The organism is Bradyrhizobium sp. NBAIM18, assembly GCF_020193825.1.
Classification (GTDB): Bacteria; Pseudomonadota; Alphaproteobacteria; order Rhizobiales; family Xanthobacteraceae; genus Bradyrhizobium; species Bradyrhizobium yuanmingense.
In genome coordinates this window covers 82860-100043 of the sequence record NZ_JADYVO010000004.1, presented here as the reverse complement: position 1 = coordinate 100043, position 17184 = coordinate 82860, and the positions used below count along the sequence as shown (strand labels likewise).

Sequence of the window (17184 nt, the reverse complement as noted above, 5' to 3'; positions counted from 1 at the left end):
AAACTGAAAATCGCCAACGTGTTTCAGGCCACGAAATTGCGATTTTTACCCGAGGCCTCCTTTGGTCCAGAATTGTGATGCGGAGCATGAAATATCCGACATAGAGTGGCGGAGGTGGTCGGCGCGCCCTAGCTAAAACCAATGGGCAGGCAACGACTTAAGTCAGCAAGACCTGAACAGGGCGCAAGCGAGGACAGCATGGGCATCAACCAGGGTCCGATCAGTCTCGATCAAAAGTACACCCAGCAGACCGGACACGTCTTCACCACGGGCATCCAGGCCCTGGTCCGCTTGCCGATGGCCCAGATCCGGCGCGACCGCGCCAACGGCCTCAACACCGCGGGCTTCATCTCCGGTTATCGCGGCTCGCCGCTCGGCGGCTACGACCAGCAGCTGTTCGCCGCGCGCAAGCATCTCGAGCAGTACAATATCAAGTTCCAACCCGGCGTGAACGAGGACCTCGCCGCGACCGCGGTATGGGGCTCGCAGCAGCTCAACCTCTCGCCCGGCGCCAAATACGATGGCGTGGTCGGCATCTGGTACGGCAAGGGCCCGGGCGTCGACCGCTGCGGCGACGTGTTCCGTCACGGCAATGCCGCGGGCTCGGCCAAGAACGGCGGCGTGCTGTGCCTTGCCGGCGACGACCACGGCGCAAAATCCTCCACCGTCCCGCATCAGTCCGACCATGCTTTCATGTCGGCACTGATGCCGTATCTCTATCCCTCGAGCATCCACGAGATGATCGAGATGGGCCTGCTCGGCATCGCGATGTCGCGCTATTCCGGCTGCTGGGTCGGCATGAAGGTGATCACGGAGACGGTGGAGACCACCGCCGAGATCGACCTCACCGACGAGATGAAGCCGTTCATCATTCCCACCGATTTCGAGCTGCCACCCGGCGGCCTCAACCTGCGCTGGCCCGACGACCGCTTCGAGCAGGATCGGCGCCTGCAGGACTACAAGGGCTTTGCCGCCATCGCCTTTGCCCGCGCCAATAAGGTCAACCGTGTCACCATGGATTCGCCGAGCGCCCGTTTCGGCATCATGGCCTCTGGCAAGAGCTACGAGGACGTTCGTCAGGCGCTGCGCGAGCTCGGCATCACCGAGGAGGTCGCCGCCAAAATCGGCCTTCGTCTCTACAAGATCGGCATGCCCTGGCCGCTCGAGCCGGAAGGCGTGCACGAATTCGCCGTCGGCCTGGAGGAGATATTCATCGTCGAGGAGCGGCGCGAGATCGTCGAGAACCAGGTCAAGCAGGTGTTGTTCAACTGGCGCGACGATGTGCGCCCGCGCATCGTCGGCAAGATGGACGAGCACGACAAGCGCTTCCTGACCTTCGCCGCCGAGCTCAGCGTCGCCTCGCTCGCGACCTCGCTCACCGAGCGCCTGCTTCGACTTGATCTCAACCCTGAAATTGCGGAGATGCTCCGCGCCAAGGCCGATTGGTTCAACGGCCGCCAGGCGACCCAGATGCAGGCGGTCGCCCCTGTCTCCCGAACCCCGTATTTTTGCTCCGGCTGCCCCCACAACACGTCGACGAAAGTCCCCGAAGGCAGCCGCGCGCTGGCCGGCATCGGCTGTCACTTCATGGCGCTGTGGATGGACCGCTCGACCGAGACGTTCACGCATATGGGCGGCGAGGGCGTGCCCTGGGTCGGCATCGCGCCTTTCACCAACGAGAACCACATCTTCGCCAATCTCGGCGACGGCACCTACTTCCACTCCGGCATTCTCGCCATCCGCCAGGCGATCGCCTCCAAGGCCAACATCACCTACAAGATCCTCTACAACGATGCGGTAGCCATGACCGGCGGCCAGCGTCATGACGGCGATCTCTCGCCGCAGCAGATCACCCAGCAGCTTTACGCCGAAGGCATCCGCGAGCTCTATCTGGTCTCGGAAAACCCCGACGCTTACCCGGCCGATACCATCGCGCCCGGCGTGAAGAAGTATCACCGCGACGAGCTCGACAACGTCATGAAGATGTGCCGCGAGTTCAAGGGCACCTCGGCGATCGTCTTCGTGCAGACCTGCGCCGCCGAGAAGCGCCGTCGCCGCAAGCGCGGCCTGATGGAGGACCCGGCGCGCCGCGTCATGATCAATCCGGCCGTCTGCGAAGGCTGCGGCGATTGCTCGGTGCAGTCGAACTGCATCTCGGTCGAGCCGCTGGAGACCGAGTTCGGCCGCAAGCGCGCTATCAACCAGTCATCCTGCAACAAGGACTATTCCTGCCTGAAAGGATTCTGTCCGTCCTTCGTCACCATCGACGGCGGCGCGCCGCGCCACCGCGCGCCAGCCGAGCTCGCTGAGATCGGCGCGCTGCCCGAGCCGGCCTCGCGCCCGACGCTCGACAAGCCCTATAACATCGCCGTCGGCGGCGTCGGCGGCACCGGCGTGCTCACCATCGGCGCGCTGCTCGGCATGGCCGCCCACATCGAGGGCAAGGCCTCGATGATCCTGGATATGTCGGGCCTCGCGCAAAAGGGCGGGGCGGTGCTCAGCCATGTGCGGCTATCAGATCATCCGGCCGAGGTGACCTGCTCGCGCATCGTCACCGGCACGGCCGATCTCGTGCTCGCCGCCGACGAAGTCGTCGCAGTCGCCAAGGACACGATCACCCTTTGTGACACCAGCCGCACCCACGGCATCATCAACAGCCACGTCATTCCCACCGCCGATTTCATCCTCAATCGCGATTTCAATTTCCAGACCCGCAAGCTGAACGGGCTCCTGGAAACGGCGCTGCACAAGGATTCGGTGTTCTTCGACTTCACCAAGCCGGCCGAGCAGCTGCTCGGCGATGCCATCGCCACCAACATGATGATGATGGGCTATGCCTATCAGAAGGGTCTGTTGCCGCTCTCCGCGGAAGCGATCGAGCAGGCGATCGAGGTCAATGGCGTCTCGATCAAGATGAACAAGGAAGCTTTCCGCCTTGGCCGTCTCGCGGTCGCCGATCCCAAGCGCCTTGCGGATATGCTGAAGGGCGGGGACGAAGTGGCCGCGCCGAAGGCGCTCGATGCCATGACGCTCGACGAGGTCATCGAGCACCGTGCCAAGCATCTGACCGCCTACCAGAACGCTCGTCTCGCCAAGCGCTATCGCAAGCTGGTCGACCAGGTCCGCGATGCCGCCGCGAAGGGCGGCTATGGCGATGCGCTGCCGCGCGCGGTTGCCGTGAATTATGCAAAGCTCCTCGCCTACAAGGACGAGTACGAAGTGGCGCGCCTCTACACCGACGGCGCCTTCGAGCAGCAGCTCCGCGACCAGTTCGAGGGCGACTTCAAGTTCAACTTCAATCTCGCGCCGCCGATCCTCAGCAGCGGTGTCGATGCGCTGGGGCGCCCGAAGAAGCGCGCCTTCGGCCCGTGGATGCTGAAGGTCTTCCGCGTGCTGGCCAAGTTCAAGTTCCTGCGCGGCACGCCGTTCGACATCTTCGGCCGCAGCGCCGACCGCAAGCTCGAGCGCGACCTGATCGCCGGCTACGAGAAGGACGTCGCAAGGGTGCTCGGCCTGTTGTCGCCGCTCACGATCGACACCGCGGTCGAGCTGCTCTCACTGCCCGACCGCATCCGCGGCTACGGCCCCGTGAAGGAGAAGGCCGTACACGACGCCAAGGCCCGCTACGCCCAGCTCGCCGCGGATTTGGCCAACCCGCCGCCGGCGCCCCGGCAGATCGCGGCGGAGTAGGCGTAGTAGCCCGGATGGAGCGCAGCGTAATCCGGGACGAGTGCCTCCGCGGGTGACGGCCCCGGATTGCGCTGCGCTCCATCCGGGCTACGACACCATCCGTTGCGTTGCCCGCCGGGCAAAACACCCAAGCCATGGTCAATCCGCGCGCGCAAAAACATTCCGCTTTACCGAAATTCGGAATTATCGTATCTCTCCGCCACCTCATCCCTCTCAGAGGGGCGTATCGCGATCGTCACGAAACGCGGGGTGAGCGGCGGTGGACGCGGGCTGCGTCGCGCGAGTCTTTCGCGCGCACGACGGGCGCGGTCTCGCGTACGGCAAAATCGTGTGGTCCTGACGCCCGGGGTCTGTGCGTCAAGTCGTGCGGGTCTCTCTCGCAAGGCGACGGGGGCAATAGTGCATCGCTCCCCGGGGAGAGCGCGACATAAGCCGTAGAGCCACTGCGCAGGGAAGGCGCTGTGGAAAAAATCCCAGATAAATCAATCTGTTTCGGCTGAAGTGTCCACTTTAGTGTCCCTTTCCGCCGAAAAACCGCCCCCGTAGTCTTCCGGTGGCGCAAATGTCACCCGACGGAGCCCTAATCATGTGGGTATCGCAGTAGCTTGATTGATCGACGACGCCGAAACATCCCATAGTTGCGATTTCCACAACGCGATTGGCTGCCAACTTGAGCAGAATGCAAGTTACTCCCCTGAAAGATTCACTTGTGACTTGGTCACGGCTGCGTGCCATTGGAAAGTCTCCGGCAGCAAAAATGACCGTATTGCTTCCGCTGATCGGCTACCTCATCATTTTCAACAAGAGCGTTGCTGAATTCTTGCACCTTGTTTCCGAGTTGGCCGGAGGTAGTGAGAAGCAACTGATGAGCGTTTCGCCGAAGTTGATGCTGGTTTATTTGGGGACTTGTGGCATCGCTATGGGACAGGTGCTCTATGGAGTCTTCTGCCCTAGCGAGGTGAAGGCATACGGTCACGAGACACCCTACGTCGCTGATGCCGAAAAGGTCACTAAAGATTTTGGCTACGAGAAGCTGGAAGCTGCCCTTCGGGAGTCAGCATATAATCCCGAATATCAGCGTATGCGGGATCGGTATGAGAAAAGTCCCTTCGCTCGACCCATTACAGAAGATCAAAAAGCAATTATCAACAATGGCGTTTTGCACCTTCATTTCCGGCTTTTGAACAATCGCTGGTTGGCCGCTCGATGGGCGACAGCTGTATTCTACTTTTGTGGTCTCGTTTGCCTTATGGTGCCCTCTCTCGGCGTTTTCGTTCGTGTAATGAAAATCATCGGCGTCGTCATTTTTGCTGACTACTCTCAACTGTTCTAGTTCGCTGAAACACAGTCACTCCGCTGACAAGGTCGGGTTCGCATATGTTTGAATTTGTTGATCCAGAGGTCGGCTTTACGTCGAGCGCTATTCGTGATCCTCGGCGTTTTGTTGGTCGAGCTGATCTCATTCAAAGCTGTATGAACGCTCTCAATGCGAAGGAGGGCGTAATTGCGGTGTATGGCAAGCGCGGAGTTGGAAAGACCTCGCTGGTTCGTCAGATACAGCAAATGGCCAACGGCAACTATGACATCGCGCAGAAAGCGGGTCTTGCTCACCTCATTCCGAAAAAGCCGCGCCGTTACTATACGGTGTACTATGCCTGCGATTCCAACATCAGCAACACTGACGAATTGATAAAGCGCCTCTGCAATGACACTGACCCAGAGGACGGCCTTTTGCGTCTTGTTCCAGACGCAGGCAAAGAACTAGCGGAGTTTTCTCGTTCCGACGAAGCGTCGTCCGCTGGTCTCGATCTCAAATTAGTCAAGTGGGGAGTAAAGGGCGCTGACTCGCAGAAATACGCCAGTGTAGTCCCGAACGACACGATTCAGTCATTCCGGAATTTTGTAAGCGGCTCGGTTGATGCAAACAATCGAGCATGGGCGAAGCGAGAGGGGCTTCTCGTGCTGCTTGATGAGTTCGACGTTATCGGTACGAAGTACGGAATGGGATCGCTGATCAAGTCCCTGACGTCGCCGACCGTGAAGTTTGGCGTTTGCGGCATCGGGCAAGACCTTGGTGCTCTGATCAAGGATCACAAATCTGTCGGCAGACTCATCGAACAAGGCGCTATCCATGTAAGGGCAATGAGTCCTGCCGAAACGCGACAGATTTTTGCGACCGCCGAGGAGCTATTTGGAAATAAGGTGCGGTTCAACAAGGACGTGGTTGATCAAATCGTCGAACTGAGCGAGGGCTTTCCCTATTTCGCGCATCTTATTGGCAAGGCTTCGGTGCAGTACGGAAATGAGATGGGCACCAACGATATTGACAGCAAAATCTTTGGCGAGGTGCTCGAAAAGATTCGGTCAGGGCAATCGTTTCCAAATCTAGAGCAACAGTATCAGCTTGCAATCGGTCGCAGCGCTGAGCGGGCTATGTTGCTTGTCCTGCTCGCCGAGCAAACGAGCGAGGCGACGCTCTATAGCGATGAACTAGGCCGGATCGTTTTGCAACGAACACGGGCGACTGCTCAGGGTCTAGGTATTGAGTACATCGATCAGTTGATGCCGAGGCTTGTTGAAGAGCGGTATGGTCCTGCGCTCGTCAAAGGTGAGGACCGGGGAATCTACGAGTTTGCTGATCCGGTATTCCGGGCATATGTTAAGCTGCGACGGCTCGATTGAACTTCTGCGTTCGCCCCCGTCACGGTTCGCTCGGTTCTACTGGGGTTTCGAATACCCCGGTAACTAGTTGAGTTCAGGTTCTGCCGATGCCCGCTTTGGCGAGCAGGTGGTTTCCCCTCAAGGATCACATCGATTGATGCTCGGCCTCGGCGAGCGCGGTCATCGGGTCGGGTTCGAACCTGCTGACACCGGCATCGAGCATTTGCTGCAACAGCGTGGCGGCGGCGTTCCGGCCGCGCCGGGGTTCGTCGTCGCTGGCGGCGAGCGCGGCGTCGATGTTCGCGATCTGGCACGGCGGCGGTTGCCACGGCATCAGACCGAGATTGCTGGTCTGGACGCAACTGGCGGCGAACTTGGCGATCTCGTCCCACGAGCGCGAGGGGTCGCGCAGCATCGCATCGATCTGCTTGGCGCGGGCCGGGCTCTCGCTGCGGGCGGCATTGAGCGCGCGCTTGAGCGCGTCGCGGTCCGACTCGCTGAGATCGGCTCTAGCCATCGCGCTTCTCCAGCCCCATGCGCTCGTAAGCATTAGGCACGATGTAGTCGCGCTCGGCGGTGACCGGCTTGGCGTGGCGCCCGGCCGGGTTGAGCTTCAGCATGCGGGCCAGCGAGCGCACGGTGCGGTCCCGCGCCTGCCAGATCGCCAGCCACGGGCTCGGCTTCAGGTCAATGATAGGACTCTCGCGCAGCCGTTCGTCGGCTTCCTGCTCGGCGAGCAGGGCGCGAGCGTAGCGGGCCAAAAGATGCGAGTCGGTGGGTTCGAAGAAATCCGGCCGGGCTTGCATCACGATCTCGACGAACAGCTTGCGGGCCTCGCCCGTGAGATCGTCGGGCGGGCGAAGCCTCGCCGCCACCGGGGCGAAGTCGAGAGCGGTCGAGCTGATGCGAGGCATGGCGGGCTCCTCAGCACTATCGCTGCGGTTGTGTCTCGGTAGCATAGTAGTGGAGACGGGTTTGGCGCGATCTTAGCATGATCTTCTCTTTTCAGGGCCGAGTTCCCCGGCGGTAGGTTCCGGACCACAAACTCTGGTTGGTCCGATGGAACTTTTCCGGGCGCCGCCGCGCTCGGAAATAGTACCTCCGAATTTTCTGCGGGGTCCCCCCGGCCCCCGTTGATCGCAGGCAGGCCAGCCAGCCCCGCTGGTGCGCTTTTCCGAGCTGGCTGATCTTTCCGCATCGTCGTGCGCCGAAATAGCCCATCAGCGGCCTTCCTAGAGGCTCGGACTCCGGCGCGCCGTAACCCATTGACGGAATTGGCATTTAGGACCGATGGCATCGTTCTCTAAGCCGTTGATATTGTTGCGTTTTGAGCGATCTGATAGGGCCGGAGCGGGACACAAGAGACCGGAACCGCGTAGAAGAACTTTCCAAAAGCCAGCTTTTTGGTTCCGGTCACTGTCGGGCCAGCCAATTCGCGCGACCCGAAGTACCACTTGTGCGGGTGGCGCGGCTTCACGTCTGTTTTGGATTGTCGCGTGGCGCCACGGGACAACCATCGCCGAACACCAAGACCACCAGCCGCTCCCGGTCCACTTCGCTCAGGGATGCGAACCATGCGGCCAGCTCCTCGCAGTCGGCCTTCAGGTCCGCGACGGCGGCGTGCCGGTTGATCGCCTGCACCTCGCTCAGGACTCGCTGCTGGTGGTCGGGGTCACGCACGGCGACGCTCCAGAAATTCCGGCACCTCGACCACCTCACCGCGCGCATGCGCCTTGGCAATGGTCAGATCGGCGCGCAGCTCGGCCAGTTCAGCGCGGAGCTTCTCGATCTCATCTCCGACTTCAGCCCGGCGACGTTTGCGCTCCTCCGCAATCGCCGCCCCGAAGACATCAAGCCACAGCGTTTCGTGCTCGGCTTGGTGCTCGGCCTTCGCGGTGGTGATCTCGCGCCTAACGAACGTCTCCAGCTCTGTCACCGCGTCGGCGATCTTCGCCTCGACCTCGGCCATGGTCGGCGGCGCTGGCTTCGGCGGCATGCCGCGCGCCCAGTCAGTCGAAAATCCGTCGTCGCGATGAACGCGGCGCTCGACCTTGACGTCGGCGAGACGCGCCAGAGTCTCGCGGGCATCATCGAGAATTGCTTGGGCTCGTTCATCCATCACAATCACCACACCGCGCCGTTGACGACCTGAACCGCGCCCGGCGCCGCGCTCCACGTCACGCGAGCGATGCAGCGAAGCGCGAGTGCATCGACCTGAAACAGCGAGATCGTCGGCGCAGCGACGATGCTCGGGTCCGGCGCCACAGCGGGCAGTCCGATGTCGGTCGGCGTGTCGCTCATGTGCAGCACCGCGCCCTTGCTGACATCGACAACCGGCAAGCCTTCGCCCGCCACCGCGAGTCCGCTCGTCGCCACCGCAATCACGGTGCCCGGCGCAATCGGCGCACCGATCACGCGATACGAGAACAACGGACCGGCAGCGAGTCTCATCGCCATTGCCTGCGCAGTCGACGCGACGAAGACGACGCTCTCGGCATCGATTCCAGCATCGGCAATTGCGGCCACGAGCGCGCTGAGGTCTTCCGACATCGATGCGCCAGCCGTGAGCGGCGTGACACCGAACAATAGACCGGCGGGCGCGGCTTCGGTGGCGGCGTCGGCGCTGAACAGCACCTTGGCGAGCCCCTTATCGACGGCGACCTTGAGGACATGCCCAATGATCACGCTGGCCACGGGTGCCGAGAAGTTCTCCAACGCGCCCGACAGCGCGCCGAGCAACGCGACTTTGCGGACGGGGCCGAGCGGCATGCCTTCGAACGTGCCTTGCCCCACCGGGATCGGCTCGCCTTCGACGACAAATTTGGCCTCGGTGAAATTCGACGGCAGCGGAAACGAGAAGCTCGAAACGCCAGCGAGATCGACCTTGACCGCCAGCTCGAAAAGTTTCGCCGCAGCGCTCTGCGGCGCCAGCAACATCAGCGCGGCGACGGCATCGGCCGGAATCGCGGCCTGCTTCAGCGGCTCGACGGGAGCCCGCAGCTCCAGCCGTACTTCCTCGGCGCTGGTCTTGCGCATCCGGGACAGCACGGTCACGGTGGCATCGTTGATGTACGCTGCGCGCCAAGCCGCGCCGCGCTCGGTGACGGTCGGAGGCATGAACGGTTTGCGGAACATCTCGGTCATAGCCGGGAGACTACACCGGCTCCGACCGGGTGAACGTCACTGCTGACGTTTGCGTTCTCTCAGGTAGTTGCGCGCCCACTGTCTGATGATCTCGGACAGGTCGGCGCTAACCTTCTTGCGGTTGCGAGCATCGCGCTCGGCGGCATCGACGGACAGCCCGGCGTCGATGCTGTGCGCGATTACGGCGTCGAGCACGACTTCGTCGGCGTGAACGTTGTAGAGCTTCTGATGCTTCCGCTCGCGGGCGCGACGGCGGGCCTGCGCCAGCCGGTTCTGCTCGCGCCGCCGCTGCCGCTTCTGTCGCGACGACGGCGGGCGCGAAGGTGGGCGATGGAGCATCAAGCGGCGGTCTCGATTCTCGCTCGGCGTTTCAGCTCACGCTGCCAGTCCGCCTCATCGATCTCGGCCCAGCGCTTTTCGAGAGCGGCTTGGTAGGCTGCCCGGTAGCGCTCTTGGATCGTGTCCAGCAGCGGCAGCTTCTCGCCGATGTCGACAACGCTGCTCTTGCGACCGCGCGTCGGGACGATGCCATCATCCATGTCTCGCAAAAGCTGATTGATGTCCTGCCGACGATGTTGGCACGTCCACAATTCCTGAACGCGATCTTGTTCGCTCGCCGACATCGCCAAGACCCTGCAATGCCACGGGATCAGAGTTTCTCCGGGCTGCTGCGCCAGTGGTCCGAGCGCGGCCTTGATCTGCTTTAGCTCGCGACCGAGCAGGCGATAGCGCTCGCGAAGCGCGCCGTACAACGTCGTAATCTCGGCCCAACTGGCGTAGCTTGCCAAGCGTCGGCTGTAATCGAGGCCATCCATGCGATCCACGTAAGGACCTTGGCGGCGACTCAAAAATTCCTCCCGTGTTGGCCAGTCGATCATGGTTCGTTGCTCCCTTACGTGCTACCGGCCATCCGGACCGGCGCGGTTGATGTCAAGCCCGCCCCATCGTTCGCGTGCGCCGCACGAACTCGGCGAGCTTCGGATTGCGCCGGGCGCGTTCGATCTGGTCGGCGAGATCATCCTGCAAGCGGGTGACGGTGGCCTCGTCGGCACTCTCCGGGGCCATCGCTATCGTCATGCCGAGCGCGCGCATCAGCGCTCGCGTGGTTTCGGCGACCCGCACCGCCGCGACGTCGTCGCCGATCATCGACGCCTGCCTGATCGCGGCGCCGATGGCGCTGTAGACTCGCTGCTCGAATACCGGATCATAGCTCATGGCGTCTTCCCGCTTTGTTGCTTGCGCGCGCCGGTCACCGGCTTGATCTGTAGCCGGGCCACCATCTTCTTGCGCAAGTACGGGCGCACGGTGATCATTCCCAGCTCCTGCTTCATCAGCTCCAGATCGACGCGCTCCGTCGCCATCTCGGTGAGCAGCGCCTCGTTCTCGTCCCCGATCATGTCGCCCGTCCGAAGTATCTCCGCGCGCAGTTGCTCCTCGCGCTCGCGGAGCAGCTTGATCTCGGCGCGGACGTCGGCGAGCTGATCAACCGGGTGACGGTTCATCGCGGGCCTCAATCATCGCTTGCAATGCCGCCCAGCGCGGCGACGGCGGCACGTCCTCACCGTCGTCATCCTCGTAACCTTCTTCGTCGGAGTCCTGCATCACGCGCGCCACGTCGGCTCCGACGCGCGCGTAAGCTGCCTCCCACGCGAGGCGATCATGCGCGAAGACGCAGCGGTCGCATTTGCGCAGCAGCTCCAGCCAGCGTTGCAGATCGGCGTCGAGATACAGGATCGAATTTCTGGCTTCCTGCATCGCGCTGCGCAGCTCGGCGGCCGATGTGAAGGCGGTCGTGTTGATCAGCTTCCTGACGGCCAGCGCGAGGATCACGGGATGCTTCGAGATCGACGACCATAGGCCGGTCGCCTTCCCAACGACGTCGCTGACGGGATCGAACATCTCGATGCAAGACGCGAGCAGCGCTTCGGTCTCCACGTTCTTCACTTTGCCGACGGAGCGAAGCAGCACCGACAGCATCGTGTATGCGATCTGAGCTGTGACGACGGGCGTCGCGATCATGTGCGGATGAGCCACTGACCACAGCGCCGTGTGCGCCGCCTCGACGACCACGGCGCGTTTTAGCATCCGGTCGTGATTGAGTTTGGCATTCGGCAAGTTGGCACGATGCAGATTGCTGTTGTGAACGAGCCGCAGCGTGTCGCGCATCTCGTCGCGGCAGCGGCCAGCAACTTCAAGCGGCGAGGCGACTCCACGCATCGTGGCGCCGATCAGCGCGTGGCCCTGCTTCTGGAGTTCACGGAGCGCGACGGCGCTGCCGGGATATTTGATCAGCGCGGTCATGTGCCGTACCAGTTTTTGCTATGAGGGCCGATGAGCTGCGTCAGATAGTCATCGGCGCTCTGCTCCTGATGAGCTTCGGCGACGACGTTGCCGGTGCCGCTGTTGTCGATGGTGACCGCACCCGTGCTCGGCGGTTCGTCGTTCCAGCACTCGCCCTTGATCCACTTCGCGGGGTGCTTGGTGAACTTCGGGTCCTGCCCGGAGCGCTCGGCAGCGTAGCGCGCGGCCCCAGCGTTCATGACGGCGGTGGGCGTCCCGGCCTTGGCTTTGGCGAGGTAGGCCTTCTCGGCGTCGAGCTTGCCGACCTTCAGCGGATAGATGGCCCAGAACTCGGCGAAGGCGGCGTCGAGGTCGATAGTGCTTACATTGTCAGGACTATCGCTGGCTTTTGGTGTGCGCGGTTTTCGATCCGGCGCTCGCGTGTCCTGACCAGCATCACGCGAAGCAACATCGGAGGGCTGAGATATATATCTTCCCTCTCTCTCTTTCTTCGCTTGTCGCTCTTTATGTGCTGCCACCGTATGGCACCCTAAAGTGCCCTTTTTGGCACCCTTGAGGGTGTCACTGGTGACAGGGTAAGCGGGGTCTAACCCTGCCACAGCTTTGGCACCCTTAAGGGTGTCACCACTGACAGGGTAAGACAGGACGTACTGATTGCGCTGGCCCGGTCCTCGGCCGCCGCGCTGAAGCGTGATCCGGCCTGCTTGCTCCAGCAGCGCGATCTGACGATAGACGGAACGCTTCGGGATGTTGCTGGAGGCTTTGATGTCGTCGATGGATGGATCGCAGCGGCCGGACTTCACATGAAGATGGGCGCCGATGGCCAGCGCGACCCGTACAGCGACGTGCGGCAGATCGGAGGCAAGGACGGCACGCATCCAGTCGTCGCGCTCTAGGAAGGTGCGGGGCTGCTTGGCTTCGGTATCCGGCATTGCGTGCCTCTCGGCTTCGCGCTACCGTCACCTCCGCCAGCCAAGGCACAGATGACGATCAGCGACAGAGAGTGATGCGCCGCCCCGGCTCTAGCCCCCTTGCCGGGGCGGTCGCGTGTTTGGGTCTCGGCTCGCTCACAGTCGCACGCTCTCAATGCCCGAGCTTTGAAAGCCGGGGACACTTTGGATTCGCGTGCGGTGTTGATGATCATGACGGGCAAGTCCGCATGCGTAGCGCTCGACAAAAAGCCGCTGTAATAGCGCTGCTGTTTTGAAGCGATACCGCGTGGCCTGATCGATCTCTGTCGCCAAGGTCCGCTGTTGATCTTCGGCTTGCCCGCCAGTGGATTCAGGAAACTGGCCCGAGAGAGAAACTGGGCCAGTTTAATTCAGACAGACGCCGCCCTAGTGTCTGCGATCTTCTTAGTCGCGGCCGCAGCGTCCGCCTCGCGCGCGATTAGCCACTCATTCGCGGCCTGCACCGAGATCATCGTTCGCGAGCCTACCTTCATCAGCCTCGGCGCTTTGCCTTGGCGCTTCAGCTTGTAAAAGAAATCCTCGGAGATGCCGAGCGCCGCGCAGAATTCGAGGATGCTGAGCGCGAGACGGGCCGGTTCGTTGTCGGTCCCGTTGAAATCAGGAGCGGGCGTCCTATCGACGACCAGCTTGGCAGCCGGTCGTTCTATCATTCCGCGTCGGGCCATGGTTCGCTCTCCCGGATGATTTGCTATCAAGCGTCAACAGTATGCAGGAGAGGCAAAGGCGCAACTGACCAAAAGCCAGTTGTATGGCTTTAAGCCAGTTCGCCCCTTAGAAAGCTGGAGAAAATTGCTGTTTGCGTGCTCGAAAAAAATTTTCAAAGCACTGCATTCGATTCCCGTCTGTTTTTGCGCGTGTGGGTTGATTGCTAAAAGCCAGTCGTCACCGCATCGCCACGACATTGCCGCCGCTAGGCGGCTCGTGTTGCAGCAACGCGACGCGCGAAATGTCGTCGCTGTGCTCGGTGATGTACTTCGAATAATTCCGCTCGATCATGGCGACGCTGGTGTTGTGCAGCGATGCGACCAGCCTGATCGGCACGTTCTTCAACAGCATCCTTACGATGCTGCTGTGCCTGAGCGCATAGGCGGTGACTTCAGCGGGGTCGAGACCGATGGCGGTGACGATGTGATCGACCTGCCGGTGATAGGTCTGTCCCGGATTGTCGCCCCACGGGGTGCCGTCGCTCTGCAACAGCAAGGGCGCATCGTCGGCGCGGCCCTTCGCAGCGTCCTTCAGCCGGGCCGCCAGTTGCAGCGTGATTGGCACGCTATAGCGCTCGGCTTTTTTCTTTGAACGATTGCGCCCGCCGCCCTTCGCGGACTTCGGCATCATCAGCTTCGGCCGCACCGGGTGGTCGTGGAGGTCCTCGACGCGCAGCCGCACGGGTTGGCTGGGCCGCGCCCCGGTCACGGCGAGCGTGTCCATCAGCAAGCCGAGTTGCAGATCGCGCGCGTAGGCCTCGACCACGAAGGCGCGCACCTTGTCGTCGGTCAAGATCACGTTGCGCACCTCCTGCGCATCGGGCAGCCCGGCGAGGCCGATGGTCCATTGCTCGCGGTTGGTGATGCGCTTGCTGTCCTGCTGCGCGGCCTGCTCCAGCGCTGCGCACAGGCAGCGGCAGAGCCGGTTGACGGTGCTCGGTGCCATGACGTCGAGCAGGCTGTCGCGCCACTTGCGCAGCTCGCTGGCCCCGAGCAACGGCACCGGCTTGGACAGCAGCGACGCGGTCAGATGAACGCGCGGCCATTCGGCATTGTAGGGGTTGGCATTGCGCGCGATCAGGTCGCGCCTGTAGGCCGTCAGTGCGGCCTCGACGGTGACGGGCGCGGTGTCGGCGCCGCCGTCCTCGCCGAGCGCCAGCTTCTTGGCGACGTCCTGCACCTCGAAGAATGTCAGGATGGTCTTGCCATTGCTCGGATCAAAGTCGTCCGCATCGGCGATTGCCTTGGTCCAGTATTTGCCGTGGCCATGGCTGGCCTTTAGCACCCACGTCCCGTTGCCCTTGTTGCGGCGATAGAGCAGCAGCACGCCGCGTGCGAGCGCGGGGCCGTTGTAGGGCTTGCCGCGCACCGCGAGGGCAAGCCTTGCGGTCGGGGTGTCGAGCTTGCCGTGTCGAACCTTACGCGCCGTGCGGGGCTTGCGTGCCATGTCGTCTGTCCCTTGTTCTGTCACTTCCAGCGTGTGAAGTGCTGTCAGGGCGCTATACGGTCGAGGCGGGTAATCGGCAAGAGCGGGAAGGACTTAGCTCGATTGCTATCAAGCGCCATAAAGCGAAAACGGAAAAGAAATTCCCCTGCGCAGGGAAGGCCGGATGTTGGGCTTCACCTGTATGCCGCTGTGCATCTGTTTTTCGCGCAATTCGCGCACAGCGGACCGTGGGTGCCCAGCCGGCACCCGGTCTTCCCTGCGCCCTCTGTCTTCGGAGGGAGCAAGACGGGAGCAAAACTCGGGCGAGATGTGCCGCGAGGATGCGAGCGTGTGTCTGCGAGCGAGTCTTGAGTTGAAGCAGCGCCATCAGTGGCAACAAACTCCGTCATTGCGAGCGTAGCGAAGCAATCCAGAATTCCTCAATGGAGGGGGCTCTGGATTGCTTCGTCGCAAGGGCTCCTCGCAATGACGACGCGGCGGGCAGGTTCGCTTGCTATCTGGGGCGGATTTTCGGATGTGCTCCCCCTTGCGCCAATCCGCTACCCTCTCGCGGGGCGGAATATTTCCGCGCTTGCCAATCAGCCCGGTGCGGTTCAGAAAAAAGAGCCAAAAAAAGAGCCACGAACGAGACGCGAGCGGAGACTGAAGTTTTGACCATCAAGGGCAAGGCCTACATTGCCGGGATCTACGAACACCCGACCCGGCATGCGCCGGACAAATCCACCGCCCAGCTCCACGCCGAGGTCGCTAAGGGCGCGATCGAGGATGCCGGGATCAGCAAGGATGATATCGACGGCTATTTCTGTGCGGGCGACGCGCCCGGCGGCGCCTGGCCGATGGTCGATTATCTCGGCCTGAACACCAAGAAGCTTCGCCACATTGATTCCACCGAGACCGGTGGCTGCTCCTACATCATCCATCTCGGCCATGCCGCCGAGGCGATCGCCGCGGGCAAATGCTCGATCGCGCTCGTGACGCTCGCCGGCAAGCCGCGCACCGGCGCGATGCCGCCGCGCGCTTCCGGCGCCGAGGTCGATTTCGAAACCGCTTACGGGGCGACCACGCACAATGCCTATGGCATGTGTGCCATGCGCCACATGCACGACTATGGCACCACCTCCGAGCAGCTCGCCTGGATCAAGGTCGCGGCCTCGCATCACGCGCAGTACAATCCACATGCGATGCTCAAGGACGTCGTCACTGTCGAGGACGTCCTGAACTCGCCGATGATCTCCGATCCCCTGCATCGCATGGATTGCTGCGTCGTCTCCGACGGCGGCGGCGCGCTGATCGTGACGACGCCGGAGATTGCCAAGAGCCTGAAGAAGCCGCTGGTGCGCCTGATCGGCCATGGCGAGGCGATGAAGGGCCCGCGCGGCGGCAAGGATCTCGACCTCACTTACTCCGCCGGCGTCTGGTCCGGTCCGCGTGCGTTCGAGGAAGCCGGCATCACGCCGAAGGACATCAAATACGCCTCGATCTATGACAGCTTCACCATCACCGTGCTGATGCAGCTCGAAGACCTCGGTTTCTGCAAGAAGGGCGAGGGCGGCAAGTTCGTCGCCGACGGCAACCTGATCTCGGGCGTCGGCAAGCTGCCGTTCAACACCGATGGTGGCGGCCTCTGCAGCAACCACCCCGTCAACCGCGGCGGCATGACCAAGATCCTCGAGGCCGTCAGGCAGCTGCGCGGCGAGGCGCATCCGAAGGTGCAGGTCAAGAATTGCGATCTCGCCATCGCCCACGGCACCGGCGGCCTCCTCGGCGTCCGCCACGCCGCCTCGACCGCCATTCTGGAGCGCGTGTGATGAGCGAAGTGAAAAAGTATCCGGCCCCGGTGACGAATCCCGAGACATCAGCGTTCTGGGACGCCGCGAAAGAGGGCAAGTTCATGATCAAGCGCTGCACCGCCTGCGGCGAAGCGCATTACTTCCCGCGCTCGATCTGCCCGTTCTGCTACTCCGACAAGACGGTGTGGGAGCAGGCCTCGGGCGAGGGCACGATCTACACCTACAGCTTGATGCGGAAATCGCCGACCGGTCCTTACGCCATCGGCTACGTCACGCTGAAGGAGGGGCCATCGGTGCAGACCAATTTCGTCGACTGCGATCTGGAGAAGCTCAAGATCGGTCAGAAGGTGAAGGTGGTGTTCAAGCCGACCGACGGCGCCCCGCTGCCGTTCTTCACGGTGGCTTGATTGCTTTCTTCCTTCCCCCCTTGCGGGGGAAGGTGGCGCGAAGCGCCGGATGAGGGGTTCTCTCCACGG

Annotated in this window: 18 protein-coding genes; 5 read left to right on the top strand and 13 right to left on the bottom strand. The window is 62.3% G+C overall.

The window, feature by feature from the left end:
* The first annotated feature begins 198 nt into the window (after nucleotides 1-198).
* The 3 genes from I6F17_RS10790 to I6F17_RS10780 all read left to right on the top strand — a co-directional run bounded on the left by I6F17_RS10790 (nucleotide 199) and on the right by I6F17_RS10780 (nucleotide 6372).
* Nucleotides 199-3690 (top strand): indolepyruvate ferredoxin oxidoreductase family protein, encoded by a 3492-nt coding sequence (locus tag I6F17_RS10790; RefSeq protein WP_225131186.1) that lies wholly within the window; start codon nucleotides 199-201, stop codon nucleotides 3688-3690.
* 679 nt (nucleotides 3691-4369) lie between these two features.
* Nucleotides 4370-5023, top strand: coding sequence for a hypothetical protein (locus I6F17_RS10785; RefSeq protein ID WP_225131187.1), 654 nt, complete (start codon nucleotides 4370-4372; stop codon nucleotides 5021-5023).
* 44 nt (nucleotides 5024-5067) lie between these two features.
* The gene (locus I6F17_RS10780) at nucleotides 5068-6372 is read left to right on the top strand and encodes an AAA family ATPase (protein WP_225131188.1); all 1305 of its coding nucleotides are present in this window, start codon (nucleotides 5068-5070) and stop codon (nucleotides 6370-6372) included.
* 124 nt (nucleotides 6373-6496) lie between these two features.
* Here the strand turns inward: I6F17_RS10780 and I6F17_RS10775 are convergent, their stop codons facing one another.
* The 13 genes from I6F17_RS10775 to I6F17_RS10715 all read right to left on the bottom strand — a co-directional run bounded on the left by I6F17_RS10775 (nucleotide 6497) and on the right by I6F17_RS10715 (nucleotide 14918).
* The gene (locus tag I6F17_RS10775; protein WP_225131189.1) at nucleotides 6497-6868 is read right to left on the bottom strand and encodes a hypothetical protein; all 372 of its coding nucleotides are present in this window, start codon (nucleotides 6866-6868) and stop codon (nucleotides 6497-6499) included.
* The gene (locus tag I6F17_RS10770) at nucleotides 6861-7265 is read right to left on the bottom strand and encodes a P27 family phage terminase small subunit (RefSeq protein ID WP_225131190.1); all 405 of its coding nucleotides are present in this window, start codon (nucleotides 7263-7265) and stop codon (nucleotides 6861-6863) included. Before I6F17_RS10770 ends, I6F17_RS10775 begins: the two co-directional genes overlap by 8 nt.
* A 559-nt stretch (nucleotides 7266-7824) precedes the next feature.
* Nucleotides 7825-8031, bottom strand: coding sequence for a hypothetical protein (locus I6F17_RS10765; protein WP_225131191.1), 207 nt, complete (start codon nucleotides 8029-8031; stop codon nucleotides 7825-7827).
* A complete protein-coding gene (locus tag I6F17_RS10760; protein ID WP_225131193.1) occupies nucleotides 8024-8527 on the bottom strand; it encodes a hypothetical protein in 504 nt (167 codons plus the stop codon). The genes I6F17_RS10765 and I6F17_RS10760 overlap by 8 nt, the downstream gene beginning before the upstream one ends.
* The gene (locus tag I6F17_RS10755) at nucleotides 8476-9468 is read right to left on the bottom strand and encodes a hypothetical protein (RefSeq protein ID WP_225131195.1); all 993 of its coding nucleotides are present in this window, start codon (nucleotides 9466-9468) and stop codon (nucleotides 8476-8478) included. The genes I6F17_RS10760 and I6F17_RS10755 overlap by 52 nt, the downstream gene beginning before the upstream one ends.
* Nucleotides 9469-9531: 63 nt before the next feature.
* Nucleotides 9532-9837, bottom strand: coding sequence for a hypothetical protein (locus I6F17_RS10750; protein WP_225131197.1), 306 nt, complete (start codon nucleotides 9835-9837; stop codon nucleotides 9532-9534).
* Nucleotides 9834-10373 (bottom strand): hypothetical protein, encoded by a 540-nt coding sequence (locus I6F17_RS10745; RefSeq protein ID WP_225131198.1) that lies wholly within the window; start codon nucleotides 10371-10373, stop codon nucleotides 9834-9836. Before I6F17_RS10745 ends, I6F17_RS10750 begins: the two co-directional genes overlap by 4 nt.
* A 52-nt stretch (nucleotides 10374-10425) precedes the next feature.
* The gene (locus I6F17_RS10740) at nucleotides 10426-10710 is read right to left on the bottom strand and encodes a hypothetical protein (RefSeq protein WP_225131199.1); all 285 of its coding nucleotides are present in this window, start codon (nucleotides 10708-10710) and stop codon (nucleotides 10426-10428) included.
* Nucleotides 10707-10997 carry a hypothetical protein gene (locus I6F17_RS10735; RefSeq protein ID WP_225131200.1) on the bottom strand — a complete coding sequence of 97 codons (291 nt, stop codon included), beginning with the start codon at nucleotides 10995-10997 and terminating at the stop codon, nucleotides 10707-10709. The genes I6F17_RS10740 and I6F17_RS10735 overlap by 4 nt, the downstream gene beginning before the upstream one ends.
* On the bottom strand, nucleotides 10978-11661 hold the full coding sequence (locus I6F17_RS10730; protein WP_225131201.1) for a hypothetical protein: 684 nt from the start codon (nucleotides 11659-11661) through the stop codon (nucleotides 10978-10980). The genes I6F17_RS10735 and I6F17_RS10730 overlap by 20 nt, the downstream gene beginning before the upstream one ends.
* A gap of 131 nt (nucleotides 11662-11792) precedes the next feature.
* Nucleotides 11793-12728 carry a helix-turn-helix domain-containing protein gene (locus I6F17_RS10725; protein WP_225131202.1) on the bottom strand — a complete coding sequence of 312 codons (936 nt, stop codon included), beginning with the start codon at nucleotides 12726-12728 and terminating at the stop codon, nucleotides 11793-11795.
* 389 nt (nucleotides 12729-13117) lie between these two features.
* The gene (locus I6F17_RS10720; RefSeq protein WP_225131203.1) at nucleotides 13118-13432 is read right to left on the bottom strand and encodes a hypothetical protein; all 315 of its coding nucleotides are present in this window, start codon (nucleotides 13430-13432) and stop codon (nucleotides 13118-13120) included.
* Nucleotides 13433-13649: 217 nt separating this feature from the next.
* The gene (locus I6F17_RS10715; protein ID WP_225131204.1) at nucleotides 13650-14918 is read right to left on the bottom strand and encodes a site-specific integrase; all 1269 of its coding nucleotides are present in this window, start codon (nucleotides 14916-14918) and stop codon (nucleotides 13650-13652) included.
* 650 nt (nucleotides 14919-15568) lie between these two features.
* On the opposite strand from I6F17_RS10715, the gene I6F17_RS10710 reads away from it, so the two are divergent.
* Together I6F17_RS10710 and I6F17_RS10705 are read left to right on the top strand one after the other, a co-directional pair.
* The gene (locus I6F17_RS10710) at nucleotides 15569-16726 is read left to right on the top strand and encodes a thiolase domain-containing protein (protein ID WP_036011137.1); all 1158 of its coding nucleotides are present in this window, start codon (nucleotides 15569-15571) and stop codon (nucleotides 16724-16726) included.
* Nucleotides 16726-17115, top strand: a complete 390-nt coding sequence (locus I6F17_RS10705; protein ID WP_036011139.1) for an OB-fold domain-containing protein — start codon at nucleotides 16726-16728, stop codon at nucleotides 17113-17115. The genes I6F17_RS10710 and I6F17_RS10705 overlap by 1 nt, the downstream gene beginning before the upstream one ends.
* Nucleotides 17116-17184 lie beyond the last annotated feature (69 nt).